Annotated in this window: 16 protein-coding genes; 9 read left to right on the top strand and 7 right to left on the bottom strand. The window is 66.7% G+C overall.

Going from position 1 to position 18,048, the window contains the following annotated elements:
• Positions 1-564: 564 nt before the first annotated feature.
• The 3 genes from ABD747_RS20625 to ABD747_RS20615 form a co-directional block, all read right to left on the bottom strand.
• On the bottom strand, positions 565-2,829 hold the full coding sequence (locus ABD747_RS20625; protein ID WP_344808150.1) for a beta propeller repeat protein: 2,265 nt from the start codon (positions 2,827-2,829) through the stop codon (positions 565-567).
• A 579-nt stretch (positions 2,830-3,408) separates the two neighbouring features.
• Positions 3,409-3,681, bottom strand: coding sequence for a hypothetical protein (locus tag ABD747_RS20620; RefSeq protein ID WP_344808149.1), 273 nt, complete (start codon positions 3,679-3,681; stop codon positions 3,409-3,411).
• A gap of 811 nt (positions 3,682-4,492) precedes the next feature.
• Positions 4,493-5,032 (bottom strand): MarR family winged helix-turn-helix transcriptional regulator, encoded by a 540-nt coding sequence (locus tag ABD747_RS20615; RefSeq protein WP_344808147.1) that lies wholly within the window; start codon positions 5,030-5,032, stop codon positions 4,493-4,495.
• A gap of 90 nt (positions 5,033-5,122) precedes the next feature.
• Here ABD747_RS20615 and ABD747_RS20610 point away from each other — a divergent pair, with 90 nt between their 5' ends.
• The 9 genes from ABD747_RS20610 (at position 5,123) to ABD747_RS20570 (ending at position 12,048) form a co-directional block, all read left to right on the top strand.
• Positions 5,123-5,701 (top strand): NADPH-dependent F420 reductase, encoded by a 579-nt coding sequence (locus tag ABD747_RS20610; RefSeq protein WP_344808145.1) that lies wholly within the window; start codon positions 5,123-5,125, stop codon positions 5,699-5,701.
• 65 nt (positions 5,702-5,766) lie between these two features.
• Positions 5,767-6,597: a VOC family protein gene (locus ABD747_RS20605; RefSeq protein WP_344808398.1), complete on the top strand. Its 831-nt coding sequence runs from the start codon at positions 5,767-5,769 to the stop codon at positions 6,595-6,597.
• A gap of 800 nt (positions 6,598-7,397) precedes the next feature.
• Positions 7,398-7,826, top strand: coding sequence for a nuclear transport factor 2 family protein (locus tag ABD747_RS20600; protein WP_344808143.1), 429 nt, complete (start codon positions 7,398-7,400; stop codon positions 7,824-7,826).
• A gap of 91 nt (positions 7,827-7,917) precedes the next feature.
• Positions 7,918-8,211, top strand: coding sequence for an NIPSNAP family protein (locus ABD747_RS20595; RefSeq protein ID WP_344808141.1), 294 nt, complete (start codon positions 7,918-7,920; stop codon positions 8,209-8,211).
• A gap of 289 nt (positions 8,212-8,500) precedes the next feature.
• Positions 8,501-8,743, top strand: coding sequence for a hypothetical protein (locus ABD747_RS20590; RefSeq protein WP_344808139.1), 243 nt, complete (start codon positions 8,501-8,503; stop codon positions 8,741-8,743).
• A 229-nt stretch (positions 8,744-8,972) separates the two neighbouring features.
• The gene (locus ABD747_RS20585) at positions 8,973-9,797 is read left to right on the top strand and encodes a COG4705 family protein (RefSeq protein ID WP_344808137.1); all 825 of its coding nucleotides are present in this window, start codon (positions 8,973-8,975) and stop codon (positions 9,795-9,797) included.
• A complete protein-coding gene (locus ABD747_RS20580; protein WP_344808135.1) occupies positions 9,797-10,570 on the top strand; it encodes a COG4280 domain-containing protein in 774 nt (257 codons plus the stop codon). The genes ABD747_RS20585 and ABD747_RS20580 overlap by 1 nt, the downstream gene beginning before the upstream one ends.
• Before the next feature lie 8 nt (positions 10,571-10,578).
• On the top strand, positions 10,579-10,788 hold the full coding sequence (locus ABD747_RS20575) for a hypothetical protein (RefSeq protein ID WP_344808134.1): 210 nt from the start codon (positions 10,579-10,581) through the stop codon (positions 10,786-10,788).
• Positions 10,789-11,031: 243 nt separating this feature from the next.
• Positions 11,032-12,048 (top strand): YncE family protein, encoded by a 1,017-nt coding sequence (locus ABD747_RS20570; RefSeq protein WP_344808132.1) that lies wholly within the window; start codon positions 11,032-11,034, stop codon positions 12,046-12,048.
• A gap of 1,164 nt (positions 12,049-13,212) precedes the next feature.
• On the opposite strand, the gene ABD747_RS20565 is transcribed toward ABD747_RS20570, so the two are convergent.
• The 4 genes from ABD747_RS20565 to ABD747_RS20550 form a co-directional block, all read right to left on the bottom strand.
• Positions 13,213-14,160, bottom strand: a complete 948-nt coding sequence (locus ABD747_RS20565; protein WP_344808130.1) for a glycosyltransferase family 2 protein — start codon at positions 14,158-14,160, stop codon at positions 13,213-13,215.
• A 270-nt stretch (positions 14,161-14,430) separates the two neighbouring features.
• Positions 14,431-15,288: a phosphatase PAP2 family protein gene (locus tag ABD747_RS20560; protein WP_344808128.1), complete on the bottom strand. Its 858-nt coding sequence runs from the start codon at positions 15,286-15,288 to the stop codon at positions 14,431-14,433.
• Between the two features lie 175 nt (positions 15,289-15,463).
• A complete protein-coding gene (locus tag ABD747_RS20555) occupies positions 15,464-16,693 on the bottom strand; it encodes a COG4705 family protein (RefSeq protein ID WP_344808126.1) in 1,230 nt (409 codons plus the stop codon).
• Positions 16,694-17,560: 867 nt separating this feature from the next.
• Positions 17,561-18,048 (bottom strand): EfeM/EfeO family lipoprotein (locus ABD747_RS20550; protein ID WP_344808123.1); only part of this gene is annotated, 488 nt, incomplete at its 5' end.

Here is an 18,048-nt window from a genome sequence, read left to right as displayed (position 1 = left end):
GCATGAGCATCGCCGTCGCACACCAGCATTCGCCGACCGCCAAGATCGCGCTCACCCAAGGTGCCTACGCGGTCCCTGCTGGAGCCGGGCGTGCGCCCCGCCAAGAATGCCGGCGGCAGGGCCGTCCATCCCGGTCAGCAGCACCCGGCTCCGACGAGCCTCGGACCTGCCGGTCACCTCCGTTGCCGCATCGTGCGCTCAGGTGTCTCACGCGTTCGCGAGCGTCTGTGCCGGCACCGGTCCGCACGTTGACCGATTGCTCGCCCATGGCTCACCTCTCTGCGGCTTTGCGGTGCCCAGTTACACAGTGAGCGGCGGTCAACATTGCGTGCACTTGGTTAACGACTGCCCTCAGGCAACCAGTCCATCCGCTGGCGGCGTGGATTCCATCCCCCGATTCGGGGTGAGACGGCGGTCTCGCCTCCACTGGCGCGGACAAACGCCTAACCAGAGCCACTTATCATGAAGGTCAGAGTCTTCTCACCGGATGCAATTTCGTTCTGTACATTCGATAAGGGACAGAATCGTGAGTAGTGACCGCTCGTGACAACCGTGCGGGCCGATTCAGGCCTTGATTGTCCGCGCGATTCGCGCCATCAATGCCGCATGGGCTTCGGATGTGTCGGCGGTGATTCGGGCGGCGTTCGCGACCGTTGTCGGGACTGATTCGAGTCGCGTGGCACGGATGGCGGCGGTGGCAGTTACCACCTGCTCGGTTGCCGCGGCGGCCGCGCGCGCAAGCCCCTGCACCGGCCAGGAGAGCGCTGAGTCACTGATGGCGGTCAAGGTGGCCAGTCCGCGGGCGAGCTGGTTGTCGAGCGCTTCGACTCCGGCCAGGGCTGCGGCCGCGGCGGCGTCGGTCTTTCGCGCGTCCGACAACTCGAGGCCGGCTTGTAGCACGGCGGTCTGCAGATCGGTCACACGTGCGACCAGGGTGGCCGCGCTCGCCCGCGCGGCCCGTTCCAGCTCCGGATCGATCGGGCCCACCGGGTGGAGGCCGCCGTGGACGAACTCGTACAGGCGGCCGTCGGCCGTGCTGCCGATCAGCCGGTTGTAGGACAGCCCCGGGCCGGGTTGGTGTCCAGGGCGGGTAGGCATGTGCCAGGTCGCTTTCCACGCCGACCGGCCCCAGGTGCCGGCGAAGAGCGCGATGCCACCGTTCGGGTAGCGGACGAATCGCAGATGGCCGAGGTGGACCCGTTTCGGCAGCCCTGTCGAGACGTCATGCCAGGGCGGACCGGTTCCGGGCGCCGCGAAGACGTGGTTGTCCGTTGCTGCGTAGAGCACACCCCACGGATCTACGTCCAGCCCGAAGATCGGAAGCAAATCGAGACCGGTACCCGGCCCGTTGAGGCGTGACCACGTGCCCGAGCCGTCGCGGTGGAGCAGTTGACCCGTGGAACATCCGGAGGCATAGCTGGACTGGTTGTAGGCGGCCGCGATCGAGCCGTCCGGCAGCACCACGATGCGCGTGATCGCGGCATTGGGGTCGGCCTGGCCGGTGACCAAGGTCGGCATCCCGGTCAGTTCGGTCGGCGTCCAGCCGCGTTCGCTGAGATCCAGTCGGAACACGTGCGGCGGGGCCGTGCCGACATAGATCGTGGCGTCGTCGGCGGCGGCGAAGCTCCAGATGGCGGCTCCTGCGGGCAGGCTCGCCAACCGCGCCCAGACGGCATCGGAGCCGTCGGGCTTGGCATAGCGCAGACCGAAGACCGTGGTCGCGTCCGGGCCGTTACCCCCGACCGCCATCACCGGGGGGCCTGCGTGGCCGGGCCGGGTGACAGCCTCGGCGACCGGATCGGGCAGCCCGTTCACTGAAGAGCCGTCAGCGGCGACGTATGGGGGTGTGAGGACCTTGGAGTACCCGGTCGGGCCCGGCGCGAACAGGTCGGCGCCGGCCGCGGACGCCGAGCCGAGAACGACCTTGTCGTCGCTGGTGAAGACCGCGGCCGCTCCGTCACCGCCGCCGATGGTCCGCCATGGCCCGCTGCCGGATCCCCAGACAACGCCGTTGTCCTGCAAGCCGGCAGCGAGGCGTCCCGGCGTGAGTCCGCTCGCGGTCATCGTGCCGTACGCGTTCCGGCACGGAACACTGGCGAACTGAAGGTTGGCCAGCGATCGGTTCCATGTGCTGGTGAATGTGTCGCCCAGGTCGGTGCTGCTGGCCAGGCCACCGTCGGAGCCGACGAACAGGGTCTGTCCCGACTGGTCCCGCGGATCGAAGTAGAGGCAGTGGACATCCGGGTGGAGGCTTTCCCGGTAGCCGCTCCACCGCAGGTAGTTGGCTCCATTGTCGGTCGAGACGAGCACACCTGACTGCCAGCCGATCATGACCGTCGACGGTTTGACCGGGGACACCGCTATGCAGTTGTTGTAGCCACCCTGACCGCCACCGTAGTCGGCGAGCGAACCGTGCACCGACGGGTCACCGTCGTTCGCCGTGCCCGGCACCGGCAACCAGGAACGCCCCGCCGTGTCGGAGCGGAAGACACCACCGATCGGTCCGCCGCCCTGCGCGACCACGCACCACAGATGCTGCGGTTGGCCGGCGCACACATCAAGCGAGGACCGTCCGCCGCCGGCCAAACCGGAGAACACCTGGCTCATCACCAGCGCCCCCCGCTTGTCCCACTCGCCGAACCAGATCGTGCCACCCGCGGCAGCCGACACGATCGGGTTCCCGTCGACGACCACGAGTGAGGTGCAACCGACCGCGGTCGCGGCACCGGCAGCCCAACGGGCGCCGCTCCAGGAGAAGACCCGCGCTCCCGCCGGGTCGGTCGCGGCCGGCAGATCCGCCCACCACACACCGGTCGAGGTGGCAGCCACCAGCCTCCGATCTGCGGCAACGCCGATCCCGTACACGCTTCCGAACCCGGCGCCGTCCATAATCACCGACCACGAACCTGGGGCCGTCGGCGCGGCCTCATAGATCACCGGGAAGGATGCGTAGTGGCCCGGCAGCTTTTCGGTGAGAGTCCGGCAACCAGCAAACGCATGACCCACACCGTCCGGACCCTCGGCGAGACAGAGGACATCCGGATTGTCCCATGCATCACTCAACGGATACGCCCGAACGAGGTCCGCAACTCCGGCCGTCGGCGCCAAATGCCACACGCCGCCGGTGTCAGCACCCACCAGGACATCACGACCACCCAGCGCGACCACAGCATTGACGTGCCCACCAATGTGGACCTGGCCCGTACCCGCCGCATCGGAGGTCGGAGCGATTCCTCGCGGGCTGCTCAACGACCACCCGATCGAGGGCGCCGGCGTCCGAAACCGGCCAGGCGGCCTCGGGATCGTGTCGAGCATCCCAGGAGCTTGCGCCGGACCGAACTTCGGTTTCCGGTTGCTCATCGCGGAGGCCGAGATGTCGCCCGGCACAACGGGTCGGTGATCACCGGATCAGGCATCGTCGGATCCTCGCGCCATTCCCAGACCCTGCCCGACTGCGTTGCCAGCCGGCGCGGCTGCTACGCCAAATCCGATCGCGACCAGCCCCAGCACGGCCACCACCAACGACTCGAAAGCACCGCTCCCACGGTCCGGATCCCAACCCGTGAAAACCTCGATCCAGTCCCGGCCGATCAGCCTCAAGATCATCAGCACGAACGCGGCCGCGGCAAACCCCGCCTGAAACCGGAAACGGCGGCCAACACCCGTTGCCCGACGGTTCATCGATGCTCCCGTCGACAAGTACGACCGACGCGGGCCGCACGTCAATCATCCACCCGGTCAGGATGAGATGGCCAGAGCGACAGTCCACCGCGTACACGCTACCGGCCGACCCGATGGAGGCGTTGCACGTAGATCACCAGCCGCGTCGGTTCAGAACGACGCAGACGATCAGAGTCCGGTCGACCGCCACAGTGGTGGTCCAAGGGTCGGCCCACGCGTGTGCTGCATAACCGGGATTCTCTGTAGCACGTTTCGGTGCGTCCTCCACGGCCGGCGGGCAGGGCGAGGAACCGTTGGTCCGACGGGAGCGACCGGTCGTCCTCGAACAGTGCGGGGAGGGCCACCACCTGGCCTCGACCGCGCTCGAGTTGGAGATCTGTTTGTGTCGGTGGCGGCCTGTGTGCGCGCAGGCGATCTCACGATCTGGATTCGCTCGGGTGCGCGGCTGAGCTCCTCTTTGGCTGCCTTTGTTCTTCCGACCCCACCGTTTAGCCGCGCAGACCTGGGCTCAAGGCAGACTGCCCGACAGACCGCTCGCAAGTCAGTGCTGCATAACGCGGATATGCAGCCCATTTCAGTGTCTACCGCGTCCCGTCCCGCGACCATGTTCGTCGCGGCTTGGTCGGGCGTCATCCCGCCGGTCGGGGAGTTGTGATGGGCAGGCGTCGTGGTCCCTCCGCCCCCAGGTTGATGGCACGTTCGTCGTGACCTGCTCCAGACACTGCCTCGAGGTAGGACGGACGCAGCAGATGGCAGGCATGGAGGCCACCGCCAAGCGCCCTGCTGCCCGGGGCCCCGGACCGGCACGGCCTTAGGAGGGCGCCCGGGAGTTGATCGTCGACGGCGCGATTGGGGGTCCGCTGGGCGGACGGAGCACGGAGGCCATCACCTTCTGGTCCGGGTCTAGCACGGTGAGCATCCGGGCGCTGATGGTTGACAGCTGCTCGACCTGTTCGGCGGTGAGGGTGTCGATGGCCAGTTTCCGGACGGTCCGGACGTGACCCGGCGCGGCCCGGACGACCTTGTCCCAACCGGTCTCGGTGAGCACCACGTTGGTGGCCCGGCGGTCACTGGCGCACGGCTCGCGGCGGACATATCCGGCGTCCTCGAGCCTGTTCATCACCCGCGACAGCCGGGGCAAGGTGGCGTTGGTCATCGACGCCAACACGGTCATCCGCAAGGTTCGGGCGGGTGCCTCGGACAGCATGGCCAGGCAGTAGTAGTCGTAGTGGGTGAGCTGTTCGTCCCGCTCGAGCTGGGCGTCGAGGGCCCGGGGGAGGAGTTCGAGAACGGCGGCGAACCTGACCCACGCCAGCCGTTCGGTGTCGTCCAACCACGGCCTCTCGGTCATGAGTGTCAGCCTAGCCGATAGTTGTAGATACAACAATCATGTGGTAGGTTAGTTGTACATACAATGAATACGATTCCTCAGGAAGGCTCGATGACGCACGTCACCATCTTCGGCAAGGGCACCATGGGCACCGCGATCGCGGCCGTGCTCACCAAGGGCGGCGCGACCGTTACCCACATCACCAGCGACGACACCAACGCGGCCGTCACCGGCGAAATTGTCATCCTCGCCGTCCCGCACCCGGCCACCGAGGCCATCGTGGCCGCGTACGGGGATCAGTTGGCCGGCAAGACGGTGGTCGACATCACCAACCCGCTCGACTTCTCCACCTTCGACTCCCTGGTCGTGCCGGCCGACGGCTCCAAGGCCGCCGAACTCGCCGAGCAGCTGCCGACCGCCAAGGTCCTTAAGGCGTTCAACACCACCTTCGCCGCGACCCTCGCCAGCGGCCTGGTCGGCGACGCGCAGCCAACCACCGTGCTTGTGGCCGGAGACGACGCCGACGCCAAGCAGTCGCTGATCGACCTGGTCGTCGCCGGCGGCCTGCACAGTATCGACGCCGGCACATTGAAGCGGGCCCGTGAGCTCGAGGCGCTCGGCTTCCTGCAGCTGACCCTTGCGCTGAGCGAAAAGGTCGGCTGGACCGGCGGCTTCGCCGTCATCAGCTGAGCACAGTCCCTGCGAGCCGTGAAGGAGGAGCCGTGAGTCCGGACCTGTTGGCCGGTGATACCCGGATGGGGGCCGTCACCCTTCGAGTGGCCGATCTGGACACGATGACCGCCTACTACCGCGACGCAGTCACGTTGAGCGTGCTGGCGGCGGCCGGCGGGCAGGTGGTTCTGGGCCGCGGTACTGAGCCGATTCTGGTGCTTGTTCACTCCCCGGAGCTGCAACACGCGCCGTCACGTTCGGCCGGGTTGTTCCACACCGCGATCCTGTTCGAGTCCGAGGCCGACCTGGCCACGGCGGTCTATGCGGTCGCGAGCCGTCATCCGGGCACGTTCACCGGAAGCGCCGATCACCTGGTCAGTCAGGCCTTCTACTTCACCGACCCTGAAGGCAACGGTGTCGAGCTGTACACCGACCGCGACCGGTCGACCTGGAGCTGGACCCATGGCCGGGTCGAAATGGCGACGTTGATGCTGGACCCGGACAAGTTTCTGCGCGATCATCTCGACCCGGCGGCCATGGCCGCGGCTTCGTCGCGTCCGGCCACCGTCGGGCACGTTCACCTGTGCGTCGGTGACGTCTCCTCGGCCCGCAGGTTCTACGTCGACCAGCTCGGCTTCGAAACCACTGCAGAGCTCGGCAACACCGCCTTGTTCGTCAGTGCAGGTGGCTACCACCACCACATGGCGATGAACACGTGGCAAAGCCGGGGAGCGGGGCGACGCCGGCTGAGTCTGGGTCTCGGGCTGGTTCGGATCGAGGTGCCGACCGCCGATGACATGGGCAGCCTGACCGAGCGTCTCACCTTCCACGGCATCGAGACCAGCGACGACGGCCGCACCGTCGAATTCGACGATCCCTGGGCCAACCGAATCCTGGTCCGTAGCGCCGGCTGAGCCAGCCGCCAACAGAAGTGGAACGGTGCCGGAAGCGGCTTGCCCGTCGGATCAGCCAACACCGTCGAGTAAACGCCGGAGGCACACCTGATCCCGACAACGCGGCGTTTCGATATCGAATCTCGGATTGTCCAATGCACCGCCAGGACAACGTTGCTCCGACACGACGCCGTTGCCGTGACACCCTCGGCTGGCACATACCAGACCGCCCGGACCGGCCGCGGTGATCTGGTCAAGATGACCCTCCGTCAGCCTTTCGCGCGCTGCAGCGGGCTCCGGGCCCTTCCACAGCCGTCGACGGAGACAGCGTTCGGAAACCCGGGGCTAGGCGACATGCCTCACGCCGACGGGATCGCGGCCCCCGCGCGTGAGCCATTCCTGTGGTTCGAAGGACTTCGTGAGCCGAGCCCGTTCGTGGTCCGTCGATCGCCACGAAACGGTGAGAGGGCGATCGTGGCCGACAGGGGGACGCGATCGCCGCCACGGCGGTGTCGTTGTTGTACCCGACCGGCGCTGTCGGCAGGGCCCCGGTGTCCAGCACCTCCCGGGTAGCCTGCAGACCTTCGAGCTATGACTGACCACCACGGGACGTCCGCACCTGGCGCGCCATCCCGTGGCGTTTCGTCGCTGCTGTATCGGCCTCTCGCCGCGCCGCCGCGATCACGGTGTCAGCAGCCCTTGATATGTGCCATCTGTCGATGCCCCAGCCCGATTAGGTGACGGGACGTTGGTGATGCATGGTCCCCGCACTACGTGGTCGGGCCTATCCAGTGGGTGCTGACCGCGAGCATGCTGATGGCATGACCGACCGCGACGACTTTCTCGCCTGGATCGAGACCGCGTTGTACAAAGCGGAGCTAGCCCTGCACAACGGTGACCCGGCCCCTCGCAGGGCGCTCTGGTCCCGCAACGAGCCCGTGAGCGTGCTGGGCGCGTGGCGGAACGCTTATGGGCAGGATGAGCTGAATGAGCTCTTCACCGCACTTGGGAACAGTTTCTCCAACTGCACGTCGTACGTGTTCGAGCTGCAGGCGTATGACGTGGTGTCCGACATGGCCTATAGCGCTGGTCTGGAGCACACGTCGGCCTCCGTCGATGGTGAGCCCCGCAGCTACAGCCTGCGCGCGACCCAGGTTTATCGCCGCGAGGGCGGCGAATGGAAGGTGGCTCATCGCCACGGCGACACTGTGACCGTGTCAGTCGGGCGTCAGCGGGAAGTCTTACTCTGAGGATGGCTGTCCGGCCTGGATTCGGGCACCGGGCTCGGGGTGGCAGCGGAGTTGATCTCGCACCATGAGGGGGCTGGAGATACTTGAAGACATGGAGATTCAGCTGCGGGACTACCGGATCGAACCGGGGCACATGGACGACTGGATCACAGGCTGGGAGGGTGGCGTCCTGCCCTTGCGGCGGCAAGAAGGCTTCGAGGTAGTCGGTGCATGGGTGGATCGGGCTCACGATCGGTTCGTATGGCTCGTCGGGTACTCCGGGGCGGACGGGTTTAGCGCTGCCGAGGCGAGGTACCACGCCCTGCCGGAGCGGCTGTCCTTGAATCCCGAGCCGTCCGGTTATATCCGATCCGCAACGTTGGACATGGTCGACAGGGTGCTGTGAGGCTGCCACCGTTCGTGGGACGCTCCGTGCGCGGCTCGTGACGCAGCTGGCCCTTTCTCGATACCCGGTTGGCCCGGGGTGAGATCGCGGGATCGGTGGTGGCGCTCCGCGCCGACCCGACCGGAGACCTGCAGGTACCCTGGCGCGCGCTCTGCGTGACCCGACCCTTCAGCTCGCCTACTGGCTGCCCGAGTTCGGTGGCTGGGCGGATCAGGACGGGACACCGATCGAGCTGCCCGATGCCGATTCCCGGCGCATCGTCCGGATGATCGATCGAGGCGCCCAGCCGATGGCTGCTGTTGTGTTCGACCGCGCGCTGGAGGACGAACGGGAGTTGGTCGACGGTGTCGCGGCCGCGGTAGGGATCGCGTTGGAGAACGGCCGGCTCCGATCCGACCTGCGGGCCCGACTCCAGGAGCTGAAGGGCTGCCGGATCCGTGTGTTGGATGCCTCGCGCCGGGAGCGTCGCCGGCTAGCACGCAACCTGCACGACGGCGCCCAACAGCGCCTGATCGCTCCTCCCTCGAGCTGAGCCTGCTCGGCCGTGGCGAGCACCGACTGCGGATGGTGGGCGGTGTAGTAGCCCAGATCGGTCTCGTGCGGCCCGTTCTCAGCGCGGTGTGCGGATCGGTCGGCGACCGACTGCTCCTACTGCTCAGGCTGGGCTCAGTGAGTCTGGTCTACGTTTTCCGCTGCCGTGGGGGTCCAGGCCGACCGGTGACCAGGACAAGTTGTTCAAGCCTGCTGAGGAGATTGTTCGGATGGCATCCAGCGTTGACACGGATCCACGTCGGTGGGCGGTGAAGGTTCCGGAGATCACGCTGCTGTTCTGGCTGATCAAGGTCCTGACGACCGGCACCGGCGAGGCGCTGTCGGACTTCCTTGCCGCGTGGAACATCCCGGTCGCGGCGACGCTTGCGCTGCTCGGCCTGCTGGGCGCGCTGGGCTGGCAGCTGTGGACGCGGCGGTATTCGCCGCCGCCGTACTGGCTCGCCGTGTCGATGGTGGCGGTGGCCGGCACGATGGCCGCGGACGTCGTCCATCTGATCGGGGTTCCGTACCTGTACTCAAGTCTGCTCTGCGTGGCCGCCGTCGTCGTGCTCTTCGTGGCCTGGCACCGATCCACAGGTACGCTGTCGATCCACAGCGTCGATCGGCGTTCGCGGGAGCTGTTCTACTGGGCGACGGTCTCGGCGACATTCGCGCTGGGCACCGCGGTGGGCGATCTCGTGGCGATCTCGTTCGGCTGGGGTTACCTCGTGTCGGGGCTGGTGTTCACCGTGCTGATTATGGTGCCGCTGGTCGGCTGGCGGTGGTTCGGACTGAACAGTGTCGTCGCGTTCTGGATGGCGTACGTCCTCACCCGTCCGTTGGGTGCTTCGTACGCGGACTGGCTGGGCAAGCCCGATGCCCGCGGCGGTCTGGGTCTGGGCGACGGGACGGTGGCCCTGGTCGGTGCACTGGCCATCGCGGCCGGGGTGGCCTATCTGACCGTCCGTCAGCGACGCACGCGTGACACCGCGGTCGACGATGTCGGAGCCGGCTACTCGGCCGCTGGGGACGCCCTACCGGCGGTCGAGCTGTAGTGGGCGATTGGGCGCTGTTTGCGGCGGTCTTCCTGGCCTGCGTGGTCGAGTCGGTCGAGGCGACCACTATTGTGCTGGCCGCCGGGACGACCCGCGAGTGGCGGTCCACTCTGATCGGCGTCGGCTGCGGACTCGCCGCGCTGGCGGTGATCGTGGTCGTGCTCGGTCCGGCGATCACCCTGCTCCCGTTAGGAGTTCTGCGGGTCGTCGTCGGGTTCCTGCTGCTGGTCTTCGGAATGCAGTGGCTGCGCAAGGCGATCCTGCGGGCGGCCCGCTACAAGTCGTTGCACGACGAGGCGGCCATCTTCCGGACCCAGGTCGAGGCGGCCCGGTCCGCGGACCTGACCCGACGCGGCGCGGTATCGGACTGGTACGCGTTCACCCTCGCGTTCAAGGGTGTGTTGCTCGAGGGACTCGAGGTGGTGTTCATCGTGCTCACCTTCGGCGCCAACAGCGGCAACATCGGACTGGCCGCACTCGCGGCTGTGGTCGCCGTGGTCCTGGTGGCCGCCGTCGGGATCGCGGTCCGGGCCCCGCTGGCCCGCGTTCCGGAGAATGGGATGAAGTTCGTCGTCGGCGTCATGCTGACCGCGTTCGGCACGTTCTGGAGTGTCGAGGGGGTGGGGGCGACCTGGCCCGGTGGTGACGCTGCCCTGCTCGTGCTCGTTCCGGCGATCGCCGTGTTCGGGCTCGCGATCATCGTCTGGCTCCGCAGGCAACGCCGTTCACCGCGGCGCTCAGAACCGGCGGCCACCCGGCCGGCGGCGTCGTGATGGGCCGGATGAAGGCCTTCGGTGCCTTCTGGTACGACTTCGTGGTCGGCGACGACTGGCTGATGGCTGCCGGGATCGTCGCCTCCTTGATGATCACCGCGATCGCGGTGAGAGTCGCTGATCTGCTGGCCTGGTGGATCGTTCCGGTCGCCATCGTCATCCTGCTCCCGGTCAGCCTGTGGCGGGCGGTCAAGGCCGACCGGGCCGCCGAGGACTGAGCCGTGCCCCGCGCGATCACAGGACGGACGTCCGCGGCCGGTGTCCTCGCCGTCGGACTCTTGGTGATCTTGGCCGGCTGCACCACGGCGCTGTCCGACCCTGTCCAGATCCCGGTACCTTCGAGCGTTTGGTCGTCCGGCTCGGTACCGATCCCACCGTCGGCGGCGTCGACTCACGGCGAGAGTACGCCGCGCCGGCCGCAAGACGGGACGCCGATTCCCTTTCGCGACCAGTTGCCCGGCATGCCGCCCGCGATCGGACATGATCTCTACAGCGCGACCCGGGCCGGAATGCTGGCGGAGCAGGTCGTCCGCGATCCCGCCCTCCTCTATGTTCCGGACTCCGGCGGGCGACGGGTCACCGTCATCTCCCAACGGACCCACCGCATTGTCCGCATTCTGCACGTCGGTGCGATGTCGCAGCACGTCACGCCGTCGTACGATCTGCGGCGGCTCTACACGAACTCGAGTGCGGCCAATGAGCTCGTCCCGATCGATCCGCGGACCGGGAAGCTCGCCGGTCGCCGCCTGCGGGTCCCGCGGCCGTACAACCTGTATTTCACGCCGGACGGCCGGCAGGCGGTGGTGATGTCGGAGCAACGTGACCAGATCCGGTTCAGCGACCCGAGGACATTCCGCCTGATCGCGGCGCGGCGATCACCGGCATGCCGCGGCCCGAACCACGCCGACTTCTCCGGCAACGGTCGATATCTTCTGGTCAGCTGCGAGTTCTCCGGGGTCCTACTGCGGATCGCCACCCTCAGCCACCGCGTCACCGGCGTGCTTCGCCTCGGCCGCACGAGCATGCCGCAAGACGTCCGGGTCTCTCCGGACGGTCGGCTCTTCTACGTGGCGTTGATGGGCCGAAACCGGATCGCTCTCGTCGACACTGAGCACCTGCGGGTGGTGGCGAACATCCGCACACCGTCCGGCCCTCACGGTCTCTATCCGAGTCGGGATGGCAGCAAGCTGTACGTGTCCGACCGCGGGGCGGGCTCGGTCAGCGTCGTTTCCTTCGCCCGTCGGCGGATCGTATCCACCTGGCGGATACCCGGCGGCGGGAGTCCCGACATGGGCGGGGTTTCCGCCGACGGGCGCACGCTGTGGCTGACCGGACGGTACGACGGTGTGGTCTACGGATTCGACACCCGACGCGGCCGACTCGTAGCGCGGATCACGGTCGGCGGCAGCCCCCACGGGATGGCGGTCTGGCCACAACCCGGCCGGTACAGCCTCGGACACACCGGCAACATGCGATGAGAGGGTCCGAAGTGTTGCGATAGGCAGTCGCCGGCCCCCTCGAGCGGCGGCCGCCGAATCCTCATGAGCGAGCGGTAGGCAGCCGCTGAAGCACCGGCGGCGACCAGGATCTCGTCGGTCACGAAACCGAGAAGCAGGCCGGCGAGGATGGTCCAGGCGATCAGCGTCTTGGCACGGGCTCCACGGGCGGTCGCGAGCAGGTCGATCACCACGTAGAGAACCGAGCCCGCAGCGAGGGCCAGGAACGCCACCAATACAGGCTCCCCGACGAAGCGTTGGCCGACAACCGTTCCGACAAAGGTGGGTCCGCCGCCTGTGCGACGATGCCGAATCCCTCGGTGGCGTTGTGCAGACCGAACCCGATCACCGGCAACAGCGCGAGCGACAAGTCACCGGCTGCCGCCGAACTGCCGATGGCCAGACCCTCCGCGAAATTGTGCAAAGATCCCCGTGGCGATCATGAACGCCAGCTGCATGCCCGCGGTCTCGGCGGCGTTGACCGGTTGGGTCCGCACCACCACCGTCCCGCCGGACGCAGGCACGGACGGGTCGCTGCTCGCAGCCGGCTCCGGGTTCGGGCGCGGTGGGCCGCGATTCGGGAGCCGACATAGGTGAGACCCAGCATCCCGGCGGCGAGACCGGACGCGATAATGATCAAGCCTTCCGCGGACGATCCCCAGTTGTGGGTCGCCAGAGCGGCGTCCGTCGGCTCCCAGGCGTGGGTGAAGATGTCCAGAGAAGGAAGATCAAGATGCCGATCGCCACGCCCTTTAGACCCGCCCGCAGTAGAGGGGAGGGTCGGCGCATCCTGTCGAACGGCAGTCCGAGGAAGATCGTGAAGCCGGCGATGGCGCCGAGTGGGGCAACCTGAGCGGACGACATGGGCAGCTCCATATGTGAGGTCAGGCTTACTGCGTTCCAGTCGGTCGGTCACACACCGTTGAAACGGTTGAGCGTGCCGACCAGGGCATGGAGGTTGTTGCTGCAGTTGGCTTGGCTGGTGGCCCTGGCCTGCGGTGGTCGACTCCTGCTCAGTGAGACAGCACCGACGACCGTCAGTCTGGTGATGCCGACCGATCCTTCGCCCCTGGGATGCTCGTCTTCCCGAAGATGGTCGCCCGATCGCCGATCCGGCCGACCTGGGCTGAGCGCCGTACCGTGGGGTCAGAGGATGGGCGGTCGGCCGAGGAGGCTCATTGTCGCCACCGTGCTCCATTTGATGGGGTGTCGTTGCGGTCGGGCGCGCCAGCCCGCGCGGTATCCGGTGACGACATCGCGCACGGGTGCACCGCGGACGATTGCAGCCGCGGTCCAGACCCCTAAGTAGGCTACGAGCAGAGGTGCGGGCAGAGATCTCCACGCCATCCAAAGGCGGTTGCGGGCGGTCAGGCGTGCATAGCCGGGGTGTCTTGTGGGTGTGGTCCGTGGGTGATACGCGGTCAGGTCGGCGGCATACCAGATCGACCACCCAGCGTCTAGCAGTCGCCAGGCCAGATCCGACTCCTCCATCGCATAGAAGAACCGGGCATCGAATCGGCCGACGGAATTGAATGCCGATGCCCGCACAACGCAGGCGGCCCCGACAAAGTAGGTGACGTTGCCCGACTTGTCGGCGGTTCTGTCGCCAAGGCGCGGCACGTGGCGTCGTTGGGTGTTCCCGTGCTCATCGATGAGGTGGAGTGCCATTGCGCCCATGCCGGGGTGGGCGTCGAACCGGCGGACGATTTCGGCAAGTGTCTGGGGGTCCAGCAGTTCCGCGTCATCGTCCAGAAACATGATCAGCGGCGCATCGGCCACCTCGGCTCCGACGTTGCGGCCGGCAGGGATGCCGACGTTTTTGTGCAGCATCACCAGTTTGTCGGGCTGCTCGAAGCCGGGCTCGTACGCGCCGTTCGCGACGAGGACGAGTTGACTTGATATGTCTTGCGACTGAACGGAGGTGAGTGCGCGGGCCAGTTCGACGGGTCGGTCGTACCGGGTGAGTACGACGACGGCGATTCGCGGACCCGGTCCTGACGTCTTCCTGGTGCGGCGCATCGGCTTGTACCGATCTGAAGACGGCTGATGTGTCGACGGTACGCGAACGCGTCTGGTCCGTGCGGTGGTGTCCACCGGTCCTCCTGAAGGCCGTCTGCGGTTTGGTGCCAATGTCAAGAGGGTGATCCTCCGAAGCTGAGACGTGACTGTGAGCCAGTGGACTCTCCACGGGAACTCGGATCCGGCGATGGTCACCCGGCGGGCGTAGAGCACCGACCTTGCCGCGACCTGATGCCGGGACCATCAACGGCACGGAGCTTCGAGGAGCGCTCGCGGGCGGGAGGTGACCGGCTGATTTTCCCAGGTCGCCAGCCTGTGGGGTTGGCGGTCTACCGGGGCGTCGTGTCAATCCTGTGAAGGCTGCGCGGCGTGGGGATGCTCGCTGATGATTCGATTGTGGCGTCGCACGGTGAGATAGATGCGGTGGCTGGTGATCACCATCGCCGTCCAGGCCAGACCGAGCAACCAGCCGGCCATGACGTCCGTGAGCCAGTGGTAACCGAGAAAAACCCGGGTGAGTCCGATCGCGACAAACCAGACGACGGCCAGTGTGACGGTAATGATTCTGGCTAACAGCGAGGCGAGGTGCAGCAGCAGCAGGTACGCGACAAGACACGCGACCACGGTGTTGTTCAGGGCGTGGCCGCTCGGGAAGGACGGTGATGTCTCGTACGGGGCTACGGCTTGGGCTTGCGGCGGACGGGACCGCCCGACCAGATCCTTGCCGACGGTGGTCATCAGCAACGAGCCGGCGGTACCGATGGCCAGAAGCAGGAACGGTGTTCGTGATCGCCACCGAACGGTCATGATCAGTGCAATCGATATGGTGATGATGGTCAGCCCGATCGGGCCGCCGAGGTTAGTCAGCACCTTGGCCACGGTGACACTCGTGGGGGTGCGGAGGCTGATGGCCAGATCGAGGGCTGGCTGGTCGAGCCCGGACAGGCCATCGGCGGCCTTGACGCTGTCGTAGATCTCCTCGGTTGCCCAGGTCAGCAGGACCGCGATCGCCGCTCCGAGAGCTGAGGTGATCAACAAGACGCTATGTGCGGACGTGTAGCGGCCAAGCCAGAGCGCGGCACTGACGAGGTGACGCTGCGGGCCGGACCACCGGGTTATGTCGCGTTTGCCGATGTACTCTTCGGTGGCAGGCTCGTCGAAGGTGGCGGCGGGGTCACCTTCGGTGTCGTCTTCTCCGCTCATGATGCGCCTCGGTCTTCGCTGATCGATGTTGCTGCAGATGGTTCACAGGTATGGACGGATCGTTACGCCATCGATTGTGAATGACGATGCCCTGCCCCGGCACGATGAGGTGGAGACGCCGCTCCTGACCGCCGCGCCAGTCGGGTCAGGGTGAGGCGCGAACGATGTCCGTCGGTCACACGCCGTCGAAGCGGTTGAGGGTGTCGACGAGGGCTTTTAGATTCGCCGCACAGTCGGCTTGATTCGGTGAGCTGGCGCGCAGGGAGGTGAGCACGCCGTCAATCTGGGAGTCCAGCGTGTGCCAGTCCGCGGAGTCGCGGGGCTTGAGGCCTGCCTCGGCGGAATCCCAAGCGACCTCGAGGTCTTTGACCCGGCTCGTGGCGCCGGGGAGGTCGTTCTTCGCGACCTCGGCCTGGACGTCTGTGGCGATAGTCGCGAATCTGCTGACGTCGCCGAGTGCTGTGGTCGGATGGGCAGCGTTCTGGGTTGCCGTAGATCCGGCTGATACGCTCGTCGCCGGTGACGGGGAGTTGACGCTGCTCAGTCCCAGGCCGACAACGAGCACTGCCGCGATACCGGCGCCGGCCCAGACCACATCCGCGCGCCGGCCACCGTGTGGTGCAGCGCCCTTGGCGACCACGCCATGACGATTGACCAGAACCTGTTCCCGAGCGACGAGGACGATGATGAGCAAGAAGAAGACGACGCTGGTCATGGTCGCACCGAGGCCGAGTCCGCCAAGGGTCGGGTCCTGAGTAAGGAGGTCGCCGAGGGACGCGCCGAGGGGCCGAGTCAAGACGTAGGCGATCCAGAAGGTTGCCACACTGTTCGCGCCCATGCGATTCGCAAGGAACGTTGCCGCCAGTAGCGCACCAAAGATCAGGACGCCGTTGCGGAAGCCCAGACTGAGTGCCTCGGTGGCGAGGTCACCGGCGGCGGTGCCGAGGGCGAACGTGACGAGGATCGCGGCCCAGTAGAAGGCCTCCCGCCGGCGTGTGTCGATCGAGGTGATCGCCAGCGTGTGCTCCTGCCGGTACCAAATGACGAACACGGCCGCCAACAACGTAGTGAACACGGCCGTACTGATATAGAGGCTGACGCCGAGGGTGTCGGTGAAGAAGTCAGTGATCTGAGTGCCGACGATGCTCACCAGCACCACGCACAACCAGTAGATCCACGGCGTGTACCGGCGGGTTCTAAGCTGGTAGGCGAGCGCAGCAGCCAGCACGGTGAGCATAGCAAGATCGGTGACAGCGGTTCCGAGCCCAACGTCCACGGAAAGGAAATCAGCAAAGGTTTCCCCGACCGTGGTGGAGAGGATCTTGATCACCCAGAACGTCGCGGTGATCGCCGGGACTTTCGTCGACCAGGCCGGTCGGATGCCGACGGCTCCGGTTTCACTCATCTGAACTCCTGCGGGTTTAAAGCGAGATCTGCGATCCGCTAACAATCAGAAGCTCACACGAAGGGCGCCACGGGAGTCAAAGGGAGCTACTCAGGCTCAGCACAGCACAAGCGATCTTGGTGCGGCTTTAGCATCCGCCTCTCGATACAGACCGCTTCTCGATACTGACCGAGGCCACGACCATGCGCTGATCAAGGCACCGAACAACAAGACGGCCACCAGAGGATCCATCACGTCAGGCGACATGCGGGCCCGATCATCCAGGCGATGATGGATGCCCCCCGCAACGACTATGATCAGGCAGGGGGTTGCGGCCCGGGTGCCCGCCGCGGTCAGCATCAGTCCGGCAGCCGAGTAGCTGATCGAAGACGCGCCAACCACACACCAGCCGCCCGGATCATGCCCGGCGCCAGCCGCTGCGGGGGACAGAAACCAACCGAGGATGGCAAGCAGCCATAGACCGGGTCGCCGTACGAACGGCAGGAGTCACTCGCCTCGGACCGACCGGGCCGAAGGGTGGACGCCTTGCCGCCCTCCACGAAAGCCCGCTGAGCAGAACGAGGACCACAGCCGCTTCGGCGAACACTCTGGTGGACACATCGCTGAAGCGCCGGAGCGCGACGATGGCTGCCATCACGATAAAGACGCGACAGCGATCTCGGCGAGGACGATGGGCAACATGATCACCGCGCAAACATAGCCGGCAGCGAACGGTCGACGCTCGGCCGATCGTCGATCCCGCTCAGTTCCGCACGTATAGCCGTCGCCCATTCGATCCGATCAGCGGGAAGGAGCCACGTCAAGGCTGCGAGCAATCGCTCAGACCCGCCGTCGGAGTGCCCGGTCGGCGGAGACCTCATCATTGGCTCAGACGACGGCTGCGGCCAGCTGGGACAGCGGCTCGCTGAGCGCGTTGACCGCACTGGACAGCTGCTTGACCTGGTCCTGGCTGAGCTGGTCGTAGGACACGAACCCGTCGCCCTGCTTGGTCTTGTCGAGTAGGGCCTGCAGCGCCGCGAACCTTGCCGCGAGCTGCTTCTCCAGCGCGGGACTCTTCGTCTGCAGCAGGGGCTTCAGCCCCTCGAAGGCGACGCGGGCACCGTCGATGTTGCCCTGGAAGTCCCACAGGTCGGTCCGTGACCAGTACTCCTCCTCGCCGGTCACCTTGCCCGTCGCGACCTCGTCCAGCAGGCCCCTAGCGCCGTTGGCGATCTGGTCGGCGGTGAAGCTCACCGTACGGGTCTTGCCGTACAGCGTCTTGGTGTTGGCCAGCAGGTCGTCGGCATACTCGGCCCGCTCGGCGGTGGTCATCGCCGCGTAGTCCTTGGCGCGCGCCGGCCACAGGTCCTTCTCGA

It is taken from the genome of Microlunatus ginsengisoli (genome assembly GCF_039537205.1).
In the GTDB taxonomy this organism is placed as follows: Bacteria; Actinomycetota; Actinomycetes; order Propionibacteriales; family Propionibacteriaceae; genus Microlunatus; species Microlunatus ginsengisoli.
Note: the sequence above shows the minus strand (reverse complement) of the source record. Positions and strands in the feature narration are given on the sequence as shown.